General features: G+C 73.1%; 16 protein-coding genes. 10 read left to right on the forward strand and 6 right to left on the reverse strand.

Annotated elements, in window-relative coordinates; all coding sequences use genetic code 11:
* Nucleotides 1-223 precede the first annotated feature (223 nt).
* Together ABGB18_RS08195 and ABGB18_RS08200 are read left to right on the forward strand one after the other, a co-directional pair.
* Complete coding sequence (locus ABGB18_RS08195; RefSeq protein WP_347694761.1) at nucleotides 224-1,162, forward strand: LysR family transcriptional regulator; 939 nt, start codon at nucleotides 224-226, stop codon at nucleotides 1,160-1,162.
* 221 nt (nucleotides 1,163-1,383) lie between these two features.
* Complete coding sequence (locus ABGB18_RS08200) at nucleotides 1,384-2,607, forward strand: trypsin-like peptidase domain-containing protein (protein ID WP_347694762.1); 1,224 nt, start codon at nucleotides 1,384-1,386, stop codon at nucleotides 2,605-2,607.
* A 128-nt stretch (nucleotides 2,608-2,735) separates the two neighbouring features.
* Here the strand turns inward: ABGB18_RS08200 and ABGB18_RS08205 are convergent, their stop codons facing one another.
* Complete coding sequence (locus ABGB18_RS08205; RefSeq protein ID WP_347694763.1) at nucleotides 2,736-4,160, reverse strand: M28 family metallopeptidase; 1,425 nt, start codon at nucleotides 4,158-4,160, stop codon at nucleotides 2,736-2,738.
* Nucleotides 4,161-4,348: 188 nt separating this feature from the next.
* On the opposite strand from ABGB18_RS08205, the gene ABGB18_RS08210 reads away from it, so the two are divergent.
* The gene (locus ABGB18_RS08210; protein WP_347694764.1) at nucleotides 4,349-4,525 is read left to right on the forward strand and encodes a hypothetical protein; all 177 of its coding nucleotides are present in this window, start codon (nucleotides 4,349-4,351) and stop codon (nucleotides 4,523-4,525) included.
* Here ABGB18_RS08210 and ABGB18_RS08215 read toward each other — a convergent pair.
* Nucleotides 4,511-4,951 (reverse strand): alpha/beta fold hydrolase, encoded by a 441-nt coding sequence (locus ABGB18_RS08215; RefSeq protein WP_347694765.1) that lies wholly within the window; start codon nucleotides 4,949-4,951, stop codon nucleotides 4,511-4,513. The two genes, ABGB18_RS08210 and ABGB18_RS08215, sit on opposite strands and share 15 nt — an antisense overlap.
* A gap of 269 nt (nucleotides 4,952-5,220) precedes the next feature.
* Between ABGB18_RS08215 and ABGB18_RS08220 the strand changes: the two genes are divergently transcribed.
* From ABGB18_RS08220 to ABGB18_RS08250, 7 genes are all read left to right on the forward strand, one after another.
* Complete coding sequence (locus tag ABGB18_RS08220; RefSeq protein ID WP_347694766.1) at nucleotides 5,221-5,745, forward strand: toxin-antitoxin system HicB family antitoxin; 525 nt, start codon at nucleotides 5,221-5,223, stop codon at nucleotides 5,743-5,745.
* Nucleotides 5,733-6,686: a DUF4097 family beta strand repeat-containing protein gene (locus ABGB18_RS08225; protein ID WP_347694767.1), complete on the forward strand. Its 954-nt coding sequence runs from the start codon at nucleotides 5,733-5,735 to the stop codon at nucleotides 6,684-6,686. The genes ABGB18_RS08220 and ABGB18_RS08225 overlap by 13 nt, the downstream gene beginning before the upstream one ends.
* Nucleotides 6,687-6,707: 21 nt before the next feature.
* Nucleotides 6,708-7,673 (forward strand): ATP-binding cassette domain-containing protein, encoded by a 966-nt coding sequence (locus ABGB18_RS08230; protein ID WP_347694768.1) that lies wholly within the window; start codon nucleotides 6,708-6,710, stop codon nucleotides 7,671-7,673.
* Nucleotides 7,670-8,473 carry an ABC transporter permease gene (locus tag ABGB18_RS08235; protein ID WP_347694769.1) on the forward strand — a complete coding sequence of 268 codons (804 nt, stop codon included), beginning with the start codon at nucleotides 7,670-7,672 and terminating at the stop codon, nucleotides 8,471-8,473. Before ABGB18_RS08230 ends, ABGB18_RS08235 begins: the two co-directional genes overlap by 4 nt.
* Before the next feature lie 23 nt (nucleotides 8,474-8,496).
* Nucleotides 8,497-9,036: a DUF1707 domain-containing protein gene (locus ABGB18_RS08240; RefSeq protein WP_347694770.1), complete on the forward strand. Its 540-nt coding sequence runs from the start codon at nucleotides 8,497-8,499 to the stop codon at nucleotides 9,034-9,036.
* A gap of 19 nt (nucleotides 9,037-9,055) precedes the next feature.
* Nucleotides 9,056-9,265, forward strand: coding sequence for an amino acid permease C-terminal domain-containing protein (locus ABGB18_RS08245; RefSeq protein WP_347694889.1), 210 nt, complete (start codon nucleotides 9,056-9,058; stop codon nucleotides 9,263-9,265).
* Between the two features lie 148 nt (nucleotides 9,266-9,413).
* Nucleotides 9,414-10,868, forward strand: a complete 1,455-nt coding sequence (locus ABGB18_RS08250; RefSeq protein WP_347694771.1) for a serine/threonine-protein kinase — start codon at nucleotides 9,414-9,416, stop codon at nucleotides 10,866-10,868.
* Between the two features lie 63 nt (nucleotides 10,869-10,931).
* Here ABGB18_RS08250 and hutI read toward each other — a convergent pair whose 3' ends face one another.
* The 4 genes from hutI to hutU are packed head-to-tail and all read right to left on the reverse strand — an operon-like array spanning nucleotide 10,932 to nucleotide 16,310.
* A complete protein-coding gene (gene hutI, locus ABGB18_RS08255; RefSeq protein WP_347694772.1) occupies nucleotides 10,932-12,086 on the reverse strand; it encodes an imidazolonepropionase in 1,155 nt (384 codons plus the stop codon).
* A 20-nt stretch (nucleotides 12,087-12,106) separates the two neighbouring features.
* Nucleotides 12,107-13,438, reverse strand: coding sequence for a formimidoylglutamate deiminase (locus ABGB18_RS08260; protein ID WP_347694890.1), 1,332 nt, complete (start codon nucleotides 13,436-13,438; stop codon nucleotides 12,107-12,109).
* Entirely contained in the window at nucleotides 13,435-14,655 is a 1,221-nt protein-coding gene (locus ABGB18_RS08265; RefSeq protein WP_347694773.1) for an allantoate amidohydrolase, read from the reverse strand. The genes ABGB18_RS08260 and ABGB18_RS08265 overlap by 4 nt, the downstream gene beginning before the upstream one ends.
* Nucleotides 14,655-16,310: a urocanate hydratase gene (gene hutU / locus ABGB18_RS08270; RefSeq protein ID WP_347694774.1), complete on the reverse strand. Its 1,656-nt coding sequence runs from the start codon at nucleotides 16,308-16,310 to the stop codon at nucleotides 14,655-14,657. Before hutU ends, ABGB18_RS08265 begins: the two co-directional genes overlap by 1 nt.
* Nucleotides 16,311-16,363: the final 53 nt, after the last annotated feature.

The raw sequence follows: 16,363 nt of genomic DNA on the forward strand, positions 1-16,363 counted from the left end.
CACGGGCACACGGAAGCGGACGGCAAGGGGAGGTGGGGGGCTTGTTTCCGCAGGGAGAGGTGGGCTTGTTCCGCGACGGCCGGGATGAAAGCGAGCCTATGAGTGACCAGGTTTCGTGTTAAGCGCACGTTATGTATACGAATATTCGGAAAACGGATCCCGGCTCATTCGCATCCGCGGCCGGGCCTTGTTGGCTTCGCCGGGCTGGGTTAGAGCATGGTTCATGTTGCGACCGGAACTCCGTCTCGAATGGTTCGTCTCGTTCCTCGGCGTCATCGACACCGGAGGTTTCAGCGCGGCCGCCGAGGCCGTGCACCGCTCACAGCCCAGGGTGAGCACGCACGTGGCCGCGCTGGAGCGCGAGGCGGGCGTCTCGCTGTTCGACCGTAGCAAGCGGCCGGTGGAGCTGACCGAGGCGGGCGCGGTGCTCGCCGAGCACGCCCGCGCCATCCTGAGCCAGCTCGGCAGCGCGGAGGAGGCGATGGCCGCGCGGCGCGGCTCCGCTCGCGGCCTGGTCACGCTGGGCAGCTATCCGAGCGCCGGCGCGGCGTTCGTGCCGGGGCTGCTCGAACACCTGGCACGCACCCGGCCCGCCATCAAGGTCGTGCTCGTCGAGCGGGCGACGCTGGAGCTGGACGCGGCCCTGACCGCCGGTGAGATCGACGTCTACCTGCGCCCGATGGCGCCGCCCGCCGGGCCCTCGGTACGCTGGCGGCCGCTGTGGCACGAGACGCTCGCGGTCGTGCACCCTCCGGGCCACCCGCTGGCGGAATTACCCGACCCGTTGCCGGTGGCCGCCGTGGCGGCGTTCCCGCTCATCACGATCGGCCGGCTCGGCTCGGCGGAGGAGCTCGGGTTCGAGACCTACCAGGCGTTCCGGGCGCAGGGCTTCGAGCCCAAGGCCGTACAGGCCACCAACCAGCCACAGACGCTGATCTCCCTGGTACGCGCCAACCTCGGGATCGGCGTGACCAACCGGTTGGCCGTGGCGACGGCCGACACCCGCGGCGTGCGGGTGCGTCGCCTCGACGCGCCCGGCGGCCGGCGGGTGGCGGTGCACTGGGACGCCACCCGCCCGCTCACCCCGGCCGCGCGCACCCTGCTGCGCGAGATCCTGCTCACCCCGGTGCCGCCGGACACCGAACGGCTCGAACCCGGATGACGGCGCCCCGAACGCCTCCCTCCGCACGAGCGTCGCCGGGACTCCCCGAGGCCGGCCGTGCCAGGCCCCGGTGGCAACGTACAGGCTGCTTCCTGGCCGCACCCGCCTGGCCGCGCTGCTCGACGGGGCCGGCCAGAGCTGACCGAGGTTGTCAGCAGTGTGCTAACAGGGAGCAAACACGCCTTGGTGTTCGATGAGCGCATTGACCCAAGGAGATGACAATGGACGCGAACGCACCTCGTGAGCCCGAAACTGGTGGTTGGAGCCAGTTCGGGAGCAGGCCGCCCGCTGCCGGGGGCTTCCACCGGCAGGGGCCGCCGGTGGTCCCGCCGCCCGCTCCGCAGCGGCAGCCGGGGTTCGTCCTCACGCGTACGGCGGTGGTCGGGCTCGCGCTGGGCGCCGTCGTCGCGCTCGGGGTATCGGCGCTCGGGGGCGGCGCCATGGGGGCCTATCTCGCCGACGCCGGCCGGGTGGTGCCGGCGGCCGGCGCCCCCGCCGGCCCCGGCCCGGTCTTCCAGTCGGCCTCCGAGCGCTACACGGTCGCGCAGGTGGCCGAGATCGTGCAGCCGTCGGTGGTGATGATCGACGGGCAGACCGCCGGGGGTTCCGGCGTGGTGCTGTCGGCGGACGGGCTGATCCTCACCAACAACCACGTCGTCGCCGGGCAGAACGGCCGGCTCACGGTGAAGTTCAGCGACGGCAGGACCGCCCAGGCGAGCGTGGTCGGCACCGACCCGCTCACCGACCTCGCGGTGATCAAGGCCGAGGGGGTGTCGGGGCTGGCCAAGGCGACGCTGGGCGACAGCGACCAGCTCAAGGTCGGTGACGAGGTGCTGGCCATCGGCAGTCCGCTGGGCCTGGACGGTACGGTGACGTCGGGCATCATCAGCGCGCTGGACCGTACCGTGACCTCCGGGGACGCCCCGCAGCAGCCGCAACTGCCCCCGGGCTGGGGCGGCCAGCAGCGGGAGGGCGAGACCACCACGCTGGGCGGCATGATCCAGACCGACGCGGCGATCAACCCCGGCAACTCCGGCGGCGCCCTGGTCAACGCCAGCGGTGAGCTGGTGGGCATCAACAGCGCCGTCGCCCCCGACGGGGTGAACCTCGGTTTCGCGATCCCGGTCAACACCGCCAAGCAGGTCGCCGACCAGCTCATCAGCAAGGGCAAGGTGAGCCACGTCTACCTGGGGGTCACCGTCGCCGACGCCACCGGCTCGGTGGCGGGGGCGCTCGTCCGCGAGGTGGCGGCGGGCAGCCCGGCGGAGAAGGCGGGGCTGAAGCCGGGTGACGTGATCACCAAGATCGGTCACACGCCGGTCGAGGGCGGGGACACGGTCGTCGGCCAGGTCCGCGGCTTCAAGGTGGGCCAGCAGGTGGAGGTCACCTACCAGCGGGACGGCAAGGAGAGCACCGTGACCGTCACCATGCAGGAGCAGAAGTGACCTCGCCGCCGCCCGGCTCGCGGGTGCGCGCTTCTCCGGTCCCGGGCCGCGGCGGGCGGTCGCCGGGGCAGCGCCCGCCGCAGGGGTGAGTCCGGTCCGCCAGGCGCGGCCCGGGAACGTCCGGTTCGCTACCGGCCGGGGAAGCTGACCGGGCTGCGGTTGCCCGCCTTGTCGACCGCTCGTACGCCGAAGAAGTAGTTGTCCTTGAAGATGTTCTTCAGGCTGACCGTGGTGACGTTGCCGACCTCGATGGTCTTCGTCCATTCCGGTTCGGTCGTCGCCCGCATCATGACCTCGTAGCCGGCCAGGTCGGGCTCGGTGTTGGCGACCCAGGTCAGCGTGGTGTCGGTGTCGAAGCCGCTCGTGTCCATCCTCGCGCCGCTGGGCGCGGCCGGGGCGAGTGCCAGCGAGGCGAGCGAGATGGCGTTCACCCGGGCCACCCGGGCGATGTAGTCGAAGTCGCAGAACTCGGGCAGGTCACCGATCTGCACGCCGTTCTCCACCCGGACGTTCTGGTGCTGATGGCGCCAGTCCTCGTTGATCTCGGTGAACCGCGCCGCCGCGTAGCCCTGCTCCAGGAACGGGATGTGGTCGCCGCCCCGCCCGAACCGGTCACGACGGTAGATCATCTTCACTTTCATGCGGGTCGAGTCGTTCTCGGCGACCTCCTTGACGTACCTGGCGAGCTGGCGCGCGAGCGACTCGGTCTCGCCGCCGCCGAACCGCCGCCAGTCGGCCTCGGCCGCCGCCGGCGTCTCGGCCAGCCCCTCGGCGAAGATCCGCACCGTGTACGGGTCACGGATGCCGTTCTGCCCCACGGAGCTGCCGATGATGTCGTTGGTGAACATGCCGGCGATGTTGCGGTTCTGCTGCTTGGCCTGCTCGGCGAAGTAGGTGGAGCCCCACAGGCCCTGCTCCTCGCCGGCGACCGCCATGAAGACGATGGTGGCGTCGAACTTCCTGGTCGCCATCACCCTGGCCATCTCCAGTACGGCGGCCACCCCGGAGGCGTCGTCGTTGGCTCCCGGCGCGTCGGTGGCGAAGTCGGCGACCCCGGTGGGCATCGAGTCGTAGTGCCCGCTCACCACGTACGTACGGCCGGCCGACTCGGCCTGGGACCCGTGCAACGTCGCCACGACGTTGGTGACCGGGATCGGCTGCGGGTAGCGGGGAGGTTGGGCCGGCTGGATGAAGGACTGCAACTCCACGGTCATCCGGCCGCCCGAGGGCGCCGCCGCCTTCGTGAACTCCTCGAACAGCCAGTCCCTGGCCGCGCCGATGCCACGGGTGGGGTCGTCCTGCGCGGAAAGGGTGTTCCGGGTGCCGAACGAGACAAGCTTCAAAACCGTTCGCTTGATGTTCTGGGCGCTTATCTCGCGCAGCATGCGGCGTAATTCGGTGGCGGGTGCGTGGCCGCCGTTTCCGGTCGCCGCCGATGCCGATGCCGGAGCCGCCGCGGCTCCGATGATGAGTGGTGTGCCGCCGACGGCCGCCGCTCCCGCGAGTGCCTGACGTCGAGTGAGTCCCTGGTCCTGCGAAGGCTGATGGTTCATGACGCTCCTGCCTTTTGCGAGGGTGCCGAGGTACCGGCCCTCCGAAAATATGCGCCCCGACTAGGCCCGTCCAGATCACTTGACAGATTTCGTTAATTGGACGTCCGGGCCCGCGACCGGCCCATTACATTGCGCTGATGCTTTTCTCTCGGCCGGGCCCGGAAAAGCCGGGTAATGCTTTTTGGCGGTTGCGGCTCCGCCTTTGCCGCGATCGGCACGGCTCGCCGGCCGAATGCCGCGACCGGATCCTCCCCTTCCTCCGTGACGGCGTCACCTCACTCCTCCTCTACGTGGCCCCCACCCCCGAACTGCTCACCGGCCGCGTCACCCTGGAGAGCGTCCTGGCCGAACTACGCACCGGCTGACCCGCCACGACAGGGCGGCCGACCGCCCGCGGAGGCCTGTCGACTTCCCACGCCATCAGGGAGCCGCTGCCGCAGCCTTGGCGGCGTGACGTCCGAATACCTGCGGTGGTCGGGGTCGTCGTTGCTGTCGAGCACCACCCGGTCCGTACGCCGCGGGAACATGGTCGCGTAGACCGCGCCCACGTAGGTGCCGTAGGAGACACCCCAGTAGGACAGCTTCGGCTCACCCAGCGCGGCGCGCAGGCTGTCGATGTCCCTGGCCTCGGTCCGCGTGCTCATGCCGCGCAGCACGTCCCCGCCGTCGCGGGCGCACGCCTGCGCGACCCGGCGCGCCCAGGCGACGTTCGCCGTGATGTCACCGCCCTTGCCGGGCCACCCCTTCATCAGGGAGGACCCGAGGTCGGCCGGGTCCAGGCCGCACGACACGGGACCCCCTGCCCCTGCGCGCACGGCATCCGGTCGATCTTCTCCGCCGCCTGGGCGCCGTACGGAACGGCGGCGACCAACAGGCCGGCGATGGTCACAGGAATCACAATCCGTTTCACGGCTACAGCTTGCCGATCACGGCCCCACGGCCACGATCAGGGACACCGGCCAGGAAAAGGTGGGGCAGGCCCTAGCGTGACGCCGGGGTGACATCATCTCCGGCCCGCTGTGCGATTGCTATGGCGCCATGATGATGTCATAGTGGCGTCATGGACCTTGCGCCGTATGTCGACCACCTCCGCCGGGAGCTCGCTCTCGCCGCCGGCGCGGGCGGCGAGGAAGCCCGCGCGCTGGCCGAGCGGCTCGCCGCGACACTCGAGTCGGCCGCCCGGCTCGCCCTGCTGGAGGCCCTGGCGGCCGCCGCCGACGAAATCACCCAGGACCTCACCCCGGGCTCGGTCGAGGTGCGCCTGCGCGGACGCGACCCCGACTTCGTCGTGACCCGGCCGCCCGGCACCCGATCGCTGGAGGAGGAGGGCGAGGCCGCGCGGCCCGACCGGCCGGCCGCCCCGCCGCCACCGCCGGACGACGAGGGCGGGACGTCCCGGATCTCGCTCCGGGTCCCGGAGTCCCTCAAGCCACGCATCGAGGAGGCGGCCGCCGCGGAGGGGCTGTCGACCAACTCCTGGCTGGTCCGCGTCATCTCCGCCGCACTCGAACCCGAGCCCCGCCGCCGCCCGGGCCGCGGCGGGACCCGGCAGACCGGGAGCAGCTACAGCGGATGGGCGCGCTGATGGCCACGCCGACTCATGACGAGGAGATCACCATGCCGGCCTTCGACACCCCACAACCCATCGTCGCCGTCATCGACATGGCGACCGCCACCATCCGGATCAACGCGAGCGACCGCACCGACACCGTCGTCGAGGTCCGCCCGGACGACCAGTTCAACGAGGCCGACGTGCAGGCCGCCCAGCGCACGCGGGTCGACTACGCCAACGGCAGGCTCACCGTGCGGACGGACCGGGAGCACGGGGGCGGCTCGGCCCTCGGCTGGGGGCTGTCGCTCGACAAGCTGGTGGAGTCGCCCACGCGCTGGGCGCGTTCGCTGGTGCTCGGCCCGGGCTCGGTCGACGTGACGATCGACCTGCCGGCGGGCTCCCGCGTCGATGCCAAGGCCGCGGCGAGCCTGCGCTGCCGGGGCGCGCTCGGTGAGGTGTCGTTCGTCACCTCCTACGGCGACATCGAGGTCGAGCGGGCCGGGCGGCTGCGGCTGAAGAGCACGTACGGCGACGTCTCGGTCGGCCATGCGTCCGGGCACGCCGAGGTCACCTCGGCCCACGGCGCCATCCGCGTCGAGGAGATCGACGGCACGGCGGCGATCAGGACCTCGCACGGCGACGTCCGCCTCGGCGAGGTGACCGGCGAGCTGCGGCTGAGCTCCGCCCACGGCGACAGCACCGTCGACCGCGCCCTGGCCGGCGTCGTCGCCAAGACCGCCTACGGCAGCATCCAGATCGGCGAGGTGGCGTCCGGCTCGGTCGTCATGGAGACCACCGGCGGCGGGCTGGAGCTCGGGATCCAGGAGGGCACCGCCGCGTGGCTGGACGTGAGCTCGAAATACGGCACCGTGGACGTCTCCCTGGACTCCAGCGACGGCCCCGGCGAGGCCGACCGGATCGTCGAGGTGCGGGCGCACACCACGTACGGCGACATCGTCATCCACCGTTCCTGACAAACCGAGAAGGAGATTCCCATGCCAGCCGCGATCGTGGCCGAGGGCCTGACCAAGAAGTACGGCGACGTCGTCGCCCTCGACGGGATGGACCTGACCGTCCCGGAAGGCACGGTGTTCGGGCTGCTCGGCCCGAACGGCGCCGGCAAGACGACCACCGTGCGCATCCTGACCACACTCCTGAAACCGGACGCCGGGCACGCCATGGTGGCAGGGTTCGACGTCGTCGAGGACGCGCGCCGGTTGCGCGCCCACATCGGCGCCTCCGGCCAGTACGCCGCCGTCGACGAGCACCTCACCGGGGCCGAGAACCTGGAGATGGTCGGCCGCCTCTACCATCTGGGCGTCAGGCGCGCCAAGCAGCGCGCCCGCGAGCTGCTGGAGCGTTTCGACCTGACCGAGGCGGGCGACCGCCCGGTGCAGGGCTACTCGGGCGGCATGCGCCGCCGGCTGGACCTGGCCGGCGCACTGGTCGCCGCCCCGCCGGTGCTGTTCCTCGACGAGCCCACCACCGGCCTCGACCCGCGGGCCCGGGCGAGCCTGTGGGAGATCATCGCCGAGCGCGTCGCGGACGGCACGACGGTGCTGCTCACCACCCAGTACATGGAGGAGGCCGACCGGCTCGCCGACCGCATCGCGGTGGTCGACCACGGCCACGTGATCGCACTCGGCACCGCCGACCAGCTCAAGGACCAGGTGGGCGGAGACCGGATCGAGCTGTCGATGACGAGCGCCGCCGACCTGGAGACCGCCCGGCGGACGCTCGCGCCGCTGGCCGTCGGGGACATCCAGGCCGACCTCGCCGCCCTGCGGGTGACGGTCCCGGTCTCCGGCGGCGCGGCCGCGCTCACCAGCGCGCTCGGCCACCTGGCCGCCGAGCGGATCACCGTACGCGATGCCGGCCTGCGCCGCCCGACCCTGGACGACGTGTTCCTGACCCTCACGGGGCACGAGACCGACGACAAGATCAAGGAGACCGTCCGATGAACACCCTCCAGATGGCGATCGCCGACGGCATGACCATCACCAAGCGCAACGCGTTGAAGATCAGGCGAGCGCCCGACATGCTGGGCGGCGTCGTCCTGCTGCCGATCGTGTTCGTGCTGCTGTTCACCTACGTCTTCGGCAGCATGATCGAGCTGCCCGGCATGTCCTACGCGGAATACATGCTCCCCGGCATCTTCGTCATGACGATCACCACGAGCGCGCAGATCACCGGCTACACCCTCACCCAGGACCTGCAGAAGGGCATCTTCGACCGGTTCCGCACCCTGCCGATGTCACCGTCGGCGGTGCTGACCGGCCAGACCGTCAGCGACCTGATCACCAACGTGACCAGCATCGTCACGATGATCCTGGTGGGGCTGGTGGTCGGGTGGCGAGTCCACTCCTCGCCGCTCGAAGCGTTGCTGGGCTTCCTGTTGCTGTTGCTGTTCGCGTACGCCTTCTCCTGGGTGACGGCGACGGTGGCGCTGGCCCTGCGCACGCCCGAGGTGTTCAACAACGTGGCCACCCTCGTGTCGCTCCCGCTGGTCTTCCTGTCCAACGCGTTCGTCGACAGCTCGCGCCTGCCCGGGCCGCTGAAGCCGATCGCCGAGTGGAGCCCGGTCTCCACGCTCATCCAGGCCGCCCGCGAGCTGTTCGGCAACACCAGTGCGGCCATGCCCGTGCCCGACGCCTGGCCGCTGCGGCACGCGGTGCCGGCGGCGCTGCTGTGGTCGCTCGTGCTCCTCGCCGTGTTCGTGCCGCTGGCCAGGCGGCTCTACAAGAGGGCGGTCAGCCAGTGATCCCGCACGAGGAGACGGCGGCCGTGGCACCCCTGGTGCGCGCCTCCGACGCGGACCGCGACCGGACCGTCCAGCGGCTGCAGGTGGCCTTCGCCGAGGGCCGCCTCACGGCCGGCGAGCTTGAACTGCGGCTCGAACGGGCGCTCACCGAGCGCTCCCACGACGGCCTGCGCGCGGTCACCTCCGACCTGCCGGACGGTCCGGGCGGCCCTGCGGGTGACCTGGCGGACGACACGGTCCGCCTGAGGTCCAAGGGCGGCAGCATCGTGCGCGAGGGCGAGTGGCGGGTCCCGCGCCTGCTGCGGATCGACTCGAAATACGGCAAGGTGCGGCTCGACCTCTCGCGGGCCCACTTCCCCCATTCCGAGGTCGACATCGAGCTCCGGCTCCCGTACGGCTCCGCCACGATCATCCTGCCCGCCGGGGCGAGCGCGGACGTCGACGGGGTGCGTACCAAGTGGGGCAGCGTGAAGTGCGAGGCCGCGCGCACCGGCCGGCCGCACGTCCGGCTCACCGGGGACCTCGCCTACGGAGATCTGACCATCCGCACCTCGCGCGGGTGACCCCGCGCCCCCGTGAGGACTGCCCTCACCGCGGGAGGGCAGAGCGGACGCACGGGGCCGCTCGTTCCGCACGCCGGGGATGCCGGTGGTGCCGGCCGTCGGGGCGCTCTTCTCGCTCTGGCTGATCACCTTCCTGGATCCGCTGACGTGGCTGCGCTTCGCCGCCTGGTTCGCGGTCGGAGCGTTCATCTACTTCTCCTACGGCCGGCGGCACTCGCTGCTCGGGTGATCCGCCGCACTCCTGAAGCCCGATGCCCGCGCGCTCGCTCCGTTCGTTGCCTAATGTGCAGTCAAGGACGCAGTGCGGGAAAATAGCCGGGCCCGCCTCGCGGGCGAGCACGGCGGCCCAGGAGGAACCACGGAGGATGACGTCGGGAATGAGCGCTCAGACGCAGGAGCATCTCGGCCCGTACCGGGTGATCGGGAAGATCGGCGAGGGCGGCATGGGGGTCGTCCACCTGGGGCTCGACGGAGGGGGCCGGGAAGTCGCGATCAAGGTGCTGCACCCGTACGTCGCCGCCGATCTCAAGGCGCGCGACCGGCTGTCCCGTGAGGTGGAGACCATGCGGCGGGTGCGCAGCCCGTACGTGGCCGAGGTGATCGACGCCGAGCTGACGGGCGACCGGCCGTACGTGGTGACCCGGTTCGCCGCGGGCCGCACGCTAGAGGACACCGTGCTGGCCAACGGCCCCATGCCGGCCGGCGAGGTCATCAAGCTCGCCCGCGGGCTGTGTCAGGCGTTGGTCGGCATCCACGCGGCCGGCGTGATCCACCGGGACCTCAAGCCGTCCAACGTCATGATGGTCGACGGCGAGCCGCTGGTCATCGACTTCGGCATCGCGCATCTGGTCAACGCCTCCCGGCTGACGCAGACCGGGATGATCGTCGGCACGCCGGGCTTCCTGGCGCCGGAGATCATCCGCGCCGCCGAGATCACCCAGGCGGCCGACGTGCACGCGCTGGCCTCGACGGTGTTCTTCGCCGCCACCGGGCAGCCTCCGTTCGGGACGGGGTCGTTCGAGGCGGTCTGCTTCAACACCATGGAAGGGCGGGCGCGGCTCGACAAGGCGCCGGCGTGGCTGCGCGACTGGCTGGGCCGGGCGCTGCAGGTCGATCCGGCGGCCCGGCCGAGCGCCGGGGAGCTGCTGCGGCTGGCCGGGGCGCTCGATCCGGCGCCCCGCCGGGGCGGGGGCACGCGGCTCGCCGAGCGTACGCTGACCATGGACATCGTCTCCGACCTGCTCCCGCCGGTCGACTACTCGGCGCGGCGGCAGGAGGAGGACCATTCGCCCGCCGTGGCGCCGACCCGGCAGGCCGACCGGCCGGAGGAGCGCCGCCCGGCCCCGCCGCCTCCCAGGGAGCCCTTCGACCTGCGGCGGTTCCTGCGGGGCAGCGACTTCGTCGGGGTGCTCATGCTCGTGACGCTGATCGCGATGACCGTCGTCATGCCGGTCGGCGTGGGCCTGCTGGCGGCGGCGATCTGGCTGGTGCTGCGCGCAGTCGAATACTACTTCGCCGAGGACCGGCGGGAACTGCTCGTGACCGCGCTCATGACGGTCGGCCACATGGTCCTGGCGCTCGCGTTCGGCACCGTCGCCGCGGGCCTGCTGCACATGGCCGCCGTCCTGAGCGCCGGCCACGCGGAGTCGCTGGCCGCGGGCGCCTTCACGCTGGGACTGTTCGTCCTGCCCGGGGCGGGCCCGGCGCGGCGGACCGCCGCGCGGGGCCTCGCCCGGCTGCTGCCCGGCAACCGCGCGACCGTGGTGACGGTGGCCGTGATGGGGCCGGTCGCGCTGACCGCCGTGATCGTGGCCTTGGTCCAGGCGCTGTAACCGGCGCCCCGAGCCCCGGCCCGGGGCGCTGAGGGCTCGGCTCAGCGGGCCGGGGAGCCCGGCTCAGAGGGGCTGGCGGACCCCTCCGCGCCAGACGGCCGACACCAGCGGCACCCCCGGGCGGTAGGCGAGGTGGACGTGGCTCGGCGCGTCGAGCAGGACCAGGTCGGCGCGGCAGCCGGGGGAGAGGCGGCCCACGTCCTCGCGCCGCAGCGCCCTGGCCCCGCCCAGCGTGGCCGCGGTGGCCGCCTCGTCCGGGGTCATCCCCATCTCTCGTACGGCGATCGCCACGCAGAACGGCATCGAGCTGGTGAAGCTAGACCCCGGGTTGCAGTCGGTGGACAGCGCCACCGTCACCCCGGCGTCGAGCAGACGGCGCGCGTCCGGATACCGGGCCCGGGTGGAGAACTCCGCGCCCGGCAGCAGCGTCGCCACCGTCGAGCCGCTCGCGAGCGCGTCCACGTCGGCGTCGTCGAGATGGGTGCAGTGGTCGGCGGAGGCCGCGCCCAGCTCCACGGCGAGCCGCACGCCGGGGCCGGGACCGAGCTGGTTGGCGTGCACGCGCGGGACCAGCCCGGCCTGCACCCCGGCGGCCAGCACGGCACGGGCCTGGTCGCCGTCGAAGGCGCCACGCTCGCAGAAGACGTCCACCCAGCGGGCGTGCGGCGCGCACGCCTCCAGCATGGGGCCGGTCACGAGCGCCACGTAGGCGTCCGGGTCCTCGGCGTACTCCGCCGGCACCACGTGCGCGCCCAGGTAGGTGACCTCGTCGGTGTGCTCGCCGGCGATCCGCAGCGACCGCGCCTCGTCCTCGACCGTCAGCCCGTAGCCGGACTTGCACTCGATCGTGGTCGTCCCCTGCCGCAGGGCCTCCCGCACGTAGCGGGCGACGTTGGCGGACAGGTCGGCGTCGGTGGCGGCGCGGGTGGCGGCCACGGTGGTGCGGATGCCGCCCGCCGTGTACGGCCGCCCCGACATCCGGGCGTTGAACTCGGCGGTGCGGTCACCGGCGAACACCAGGTGGGAGTGCGAGTCGACGAAGCCGGGAAGCGCGGCCCGGCCGCCCGCGTCCACCCGCTCGTCGGCTTCCGGGACCCGGGAGGCGGGTCCGGCCCAGGCGACCCGGTCGCCGTCGAACACGACGGCGGCGTCCGTGATCGTGCCCAGCTCGGGATCGTTGGTCAGCAGGCTGCCGATGCCGGTGATGGCGACGGACATGAGAGGCGATCTTCCTTTCGTCAGGTGGTGACGAGGCGGTCAACGGCGCGGGCCAGCGCCCCCGGCACGTCGCCGGCCGTCAGGTGGACGCCGTCGCGCACGACCGTACGCCCGCCGACCACGACGTGGCGCACGTCGGCGGCGGTCGCGGCGAACACCGCGGTCTCCGCGCCGAGCGACGGCGGCGGGCCGGCCGTGCGCACCGAGTCGAGCGCGACCGTGGCGAGGTCCGCGAGCGCGCCCGCCTCGATCCGGCCCGCCTCGGGCCAGCCCAGCGACGCGTGCCCGTCCAGGGTGGCCGCGCGCAGCAGCGCGGCGGCGCTCCAGTGGCCGCGCCGCCGCGTCCGCAGCCGCTCGTCCAGCTCCATGGCCCGCGCCTCCTCGAACAGGTCGATGACGGCGTGGCTGTCGCTGCCGAGGGTCAGCGGCGACCCGGCGCGGGCCAGGTCGGCCGCGGGGCCGATGCCGTCGGCCAGGTCCCGTTCGGTGGTGGGGCACAGGCACACGGTGGTGCCCGAGCCGCCGAGCAGCCCGAGGTCGGCGCCGGTGAGGTGGGTGGCGTGGACCGCCGACGTGCGGGGGCCGAGCGCGCCCCGCTCGGCCAGCAGCCCGGTCGGCGTGCGGCCGTGGGCGGCCAGGCACGCCTCGTTCTCGGCGGGCTGCTCGGACAGGTGGACGTGCAGCGGCGCCTGCCGCTCGGCGGCCCACTCGGCGACCGGCGCGATCTGGTCGGCCGGCACCGCGCGGACCGAGTGCACGGCCGCGCCGATCCGGGCGTGCGGCCGCTCCTTCAGCTCCGCCGCCCGGGCGGCCCAGGCCGCCGCGTCGCCGTCGCTGAAGCGGAGCTGGTGCTGCTCGGGCGGCGTGCCGAAGCCTGCCGCCAGGTAGCACGTGTCCAGCAGGGTGATCCGGATCCCGGCCCGCGCCGCCGCCTCGATCAGCGCCTCGCCCATGGAGTTAGGCTCCGCGTACGGGCGGCCGCCCGGCGCGTGGTGCAGGTAGTGGAACTCGCCCACGCAGGTGATCCCGGCCAGCGCCATCTCCGCGTAGACCGCCCGCGCCAGCTCCAGGTAGGAGCCGGGGTCAAGGCGGGCGGACACGCCGTACATGGTCTCGCGCCAGGTCCAGAACGTGCCGGAGCCACGCTGGACGAAGCCGCGCAGCGCCCGGTGGAAGGCGTGCGAGTGGGCGTTGGCCAGCCCCGGCACGGTCAGCCCCGGCAGCCGCTCCGCCCCGGGCGGGGGCGCGGCGACCCCCGTCCGCACGGCCGCGATCCGCTCCCCGGCCGTCTCGATCACGACCCCGGAGGCGACCGCGCCGCCGGTCCAGGCGTGCTCGGCCCAGTACGTCACCGGCACGCCAGCCCCGCCAGCACGTCGGTGAGCGCCTCCACCCCGGCCAGGCAGTCGTCCTCGCGGGCGTGCTCGGCGGGGGAGTGGGAGACGCCCGTGGGATTGCGGACGAACAGCATCGCGGCGGGCACCTTCGCGGCCAGGATGCCCGCGTCGTGCCCGGCTCCCGTGGGCAGCACCGGCACCTCGTAAGGCCGCGCGGCCAGCAGCCCGACCAGCTCGTCCCGCAGCGCCGGCGCGAAGTCCACGACCGGCGTGAACGACTCGCGGACCAGCTCCACCTCGCCTCCCTCCCGGGCGGCGTGCTCCCGGGCGGAGCGCTCGATCGCGCCGACGACCCGGCCGAGTGTGGGCTCGTCGGCGGCCCGGGCGTCCAGCCAGGCCCGCACCAGGCTCGGGACGGCGTTGACGCCGTTCGGCGCCACGCTCAGCTTCCCGAAGGTGGCCAGCGCCCCCGCCGCCGCGGCGTGCTCCCGTGCGGCCAGCACAGTCGCGGCGTAGGCGGGCATCGGGTCGTGCCGGTGCTCCATCCGGGTGGTGCCGGCGTGGTTGGCCTCGCCCCGGAAGTCGAAGCGCCAGCGCCCGTGCGGCCAGATCGCCGAGGCCACGCCCACCGGGGACGCGGTGTCGCCGAGGTGGCGGCCCTGCTCGACGTGGAGCTCGACGAAGACGCCGACGCGGGCCAGCCGCTCGTCGTCCGGCCCGATCGCCTCCGGGTCGTGTCCGGCCCGCTCCATCGCCTGCGGCAGTGACACCCCGTCGGCGTCCCGCAGCCCGGCCGCCTGCTCGGGGGTGAGCCGCCCGGTGGCCAGCCGCGAACCCACGCAGGCCACCCCGAACCGGGCGCCCTCCTCGTCGCCGAAGTTCACCACGGCGACCGGCCGGGTGGGCCGCGCGCCGCGCGCCCGCAGCCCGTCGAGCGCGGCGAACGCCGACACCACGCCGAGCGGCCCGTCGAACGCGCCGCCGTCGGGCACCGAGTCCAGGTGCGAGCCGGTCACCACCGCGTCCCCGGCCGCCGGGTCGCCGAGCCAGGCCCACTGGTTGCCGTTGCGGTCCACCTCGTAGGCCAGGCCGCGGGCCGCCGCCTGCTCGCGGAACCAGTCGCGGCATTCGGCGTCCGCCCCGGTCCAGGCGTAGCGCCGGTATCCGCCGGACCCGGAGTGCCGCCCCACCGGCAGCAGCTCCGCCCACATCTCCCCGAACGAGCCCGGCATCAGGACTCCCGCATGGGGACGCGTACGCCGGTGTCGTGGGCGACCTCCTCGGCGCGCTCGTATCCGGCGTCCACGTGCCGGATGACGCCCATGCCGGGGTCGTTGGTCAGCACGCGGCGGATCTTCTCCCCGGCCAGCGCCGACCCGTCGGCCACGGTCACCTGCCCGGCGTGGAGGGAGCGGCCGATGCCGACCCCGCCGCCGTGGTGGATCGACACCCACGACGCGCCCGAGGCCACGTTCACCATCGCGTTGAGCAGCGGCCAGTCGGCGATCGCGTCGGAGCCGTCGCGCATGCCCTCGGTCTCCCGGTAGGGCGAGGCCACCGAGCCGCAGTCCAGGTGGTCGCGGCCGATCACGATCGGGGCCCTGAGCTCGCCCGCGGCCACCATGTCGTTGAACCGCTCGCCGGCCCGGTCGCGCTCGCCGTAGCCGAGCCAGCAGATGCGCGCCGGCAGCCCCTGGAAGCGCACCTTCTCCCCGGCCAGGCGGATCCAGCGGGCCAGCGGCTCGTTGCCGGGGAACAGGTCGAGGATCGCGCGGTCGGTCGCGGCGATGTCGGCCGGGTCACCGCTCAGCGCGGCCCACCGGAACGGGCCCCTGCCCTCGCAGAACAGCGGCCTGATGTAGGCGGGCACGAACCCGGGGAAGTCGAAGGCCCGCGCGTATCCGGCCAGCTTCGCCTCGCCGCGGATCGAGTTGCCGTAGTCGAACACCTCCGCCCCGGCGTCCAGGAAGCCCACCATGGCCTCCACGTGCCGGGCCATCGACTCGCGGGCCCGCCGGGTGAAGGCGGCCGGGTCCTTGTCCCGCTCGGCCGCCATGTCCTCGAAGGCGACGCCGAGCGGCAGGTAGGCCAGGGGGTCGTGGGCGCTGGTCTGGTCGGTCACGACGTCGATCGGGGCGCCCTCGGCGAGCATCCGCGGCAGCACGTCGGCGGCGTTGCCGAGCAGGCCGATGGACAGCGGGCGGCGGGCGTCGCGGGCCTCGATGGCCAGCCGCAGCGCGTGCTCCAGGTCGTCGGCGCGCACGTCGAGATAGCCGTGGTCGAGCCGGCGCTGGATGCGGGACGGGTCGCACTCGACGCAGATCGCCACGCCGCCGTTCATGGTGACGGCCAGGGGCTGGGCTCCGCCCATCCCGCCGAGCCCCGCCGTGAGCGTGATCGTTCCGGCCAGCGAGCCGCCGAACTTCCTGGCCGCGACCGCGGCGAACGTCTCGTACGTGCCCTGCAGGATGCCCTGCGTGCCGATGTAGATCCACGAACCGGCGGTCATCTGGCCGTACATCGTGAGCCCGGCCGCCTCAAGCCGGCGGAACTCCTCCCAGGTGGCCCAGTCGCCGACCAGGTTGGAGTTGGCGATGAGCACGCGCGGGGCCCACTCGTGGGTGGTCATCACGCCGACCGGCCGGCCCGACTGGACGAGCATCGTCTCGTCGGCCTTCAGCGTGCTCAGCGTGCGGACCATCGCGTCGAACGAGCGCCAGTCGCGGGCGGCGCGGCCGGTGCCGCCGTAGACGACCAGGTCGTCGGGGTGCTCGGCGACCTCGGGGTCGAGGTTGTTCTGCAGCATCCGCAGCGCGGCCTCCTGCGGCCAGCCCAGAGCGGTCGGCTCGGTGCCGCGCGGAGCCCTGACGGGGCGTGCGCCTTCCATGATGTCTTCCCTTCGGTCCTGCGTCTGTTTCTAGAAAATCCCCAGGCCAGGGG

The sequence above is a fragment of the Nonomuraea sp. B12E4 genome (genome assembly GCF_039871825.1).
Lineage (GTDB): Bacteria > Actinomycetota > Actinomycetes > Streptosporangiales > Streptosporangiaceae > Nonomuraea.

Bases quoted from the DNA above. Each gene is read 5' to 3' on its own strand.
- ABGB18_RS08195 (WP_347694761.1), top strand. From the start codon at position 224: ATGTTGCGACCGGAACTCCGTCTCGAATGGTTCGTCTCGTTCCTCGGC.
- ABGB18_RS08200 (WP_347694762.1), top strand. From the start codon at position 1,384: ATGGACGCGAACGCACCTCGTGAGCCCGAAACTGGTGGTTGGAGCCAG.
- ABGB18_RS08205 (WP_347694763.1), bottom strand. From the start codon at position 4,160: ATGAACCATCAGCCTTCGCAGGACCAGGGACTCACTCGACGTCAGGCA.
- ABGB18_RS08220 (WP_347694766.1), top strand. From the start codon at position 5,221: ATGGACCTTGCGCCGTATGTCGACCACCTCCGCCGGGAGCTCGCTCTC.
- ABGB18_RS08225 (WP_347694767.1), top strand. From the start codon at position 5,733: ATGGGCGCGCTGATGGCCACGCCGACTCATGACGAGGAGATCACCATG.
- ABGB18_RS08230 (WP_347694768.1), top strand. From the start codon at position 6,708: ATGCCAGCCGCGATCGTGGCCGAGGGCCTGACCAAGAAGTACGGCGAC.
- ABGB18_RS08235 (WP_347694769.1), top strand. From the start codon at position 7,670: ATGAACACCCTCCAGATGGCGATCGCCGACGGCATGACCATCACCAAG.
- ABGB18_RS08250 (WP_347694771.1), top strand. From the start codon at position 9,414: ATGAGCGCTCAGACGCAGGAGCATCTCGGCCCGTACCGGGTGATCGGG.
- hutI (WP_347694772.1), bottom strand. From the start codon at position 12,086: ATGTCCGTCGCCATCACCGGCATCGGCAGCCTGCTGACCAACGATCCC.
- ABGB18_RS08265 (WP_347694773.1), bottom strand. From the start codon at position 14,655: ATGCCGGGCTCGTTCGGGGAGATGTGGGCGGAGCTGCTGCCGGTGGGG.
- hutU (WP_347694774.1), bottom strand. From the start codon at position 16,310: ATGGAAGGCGCACGCCCCGTCAGGGCTCCGCGCGGCACCGAGCCGACC.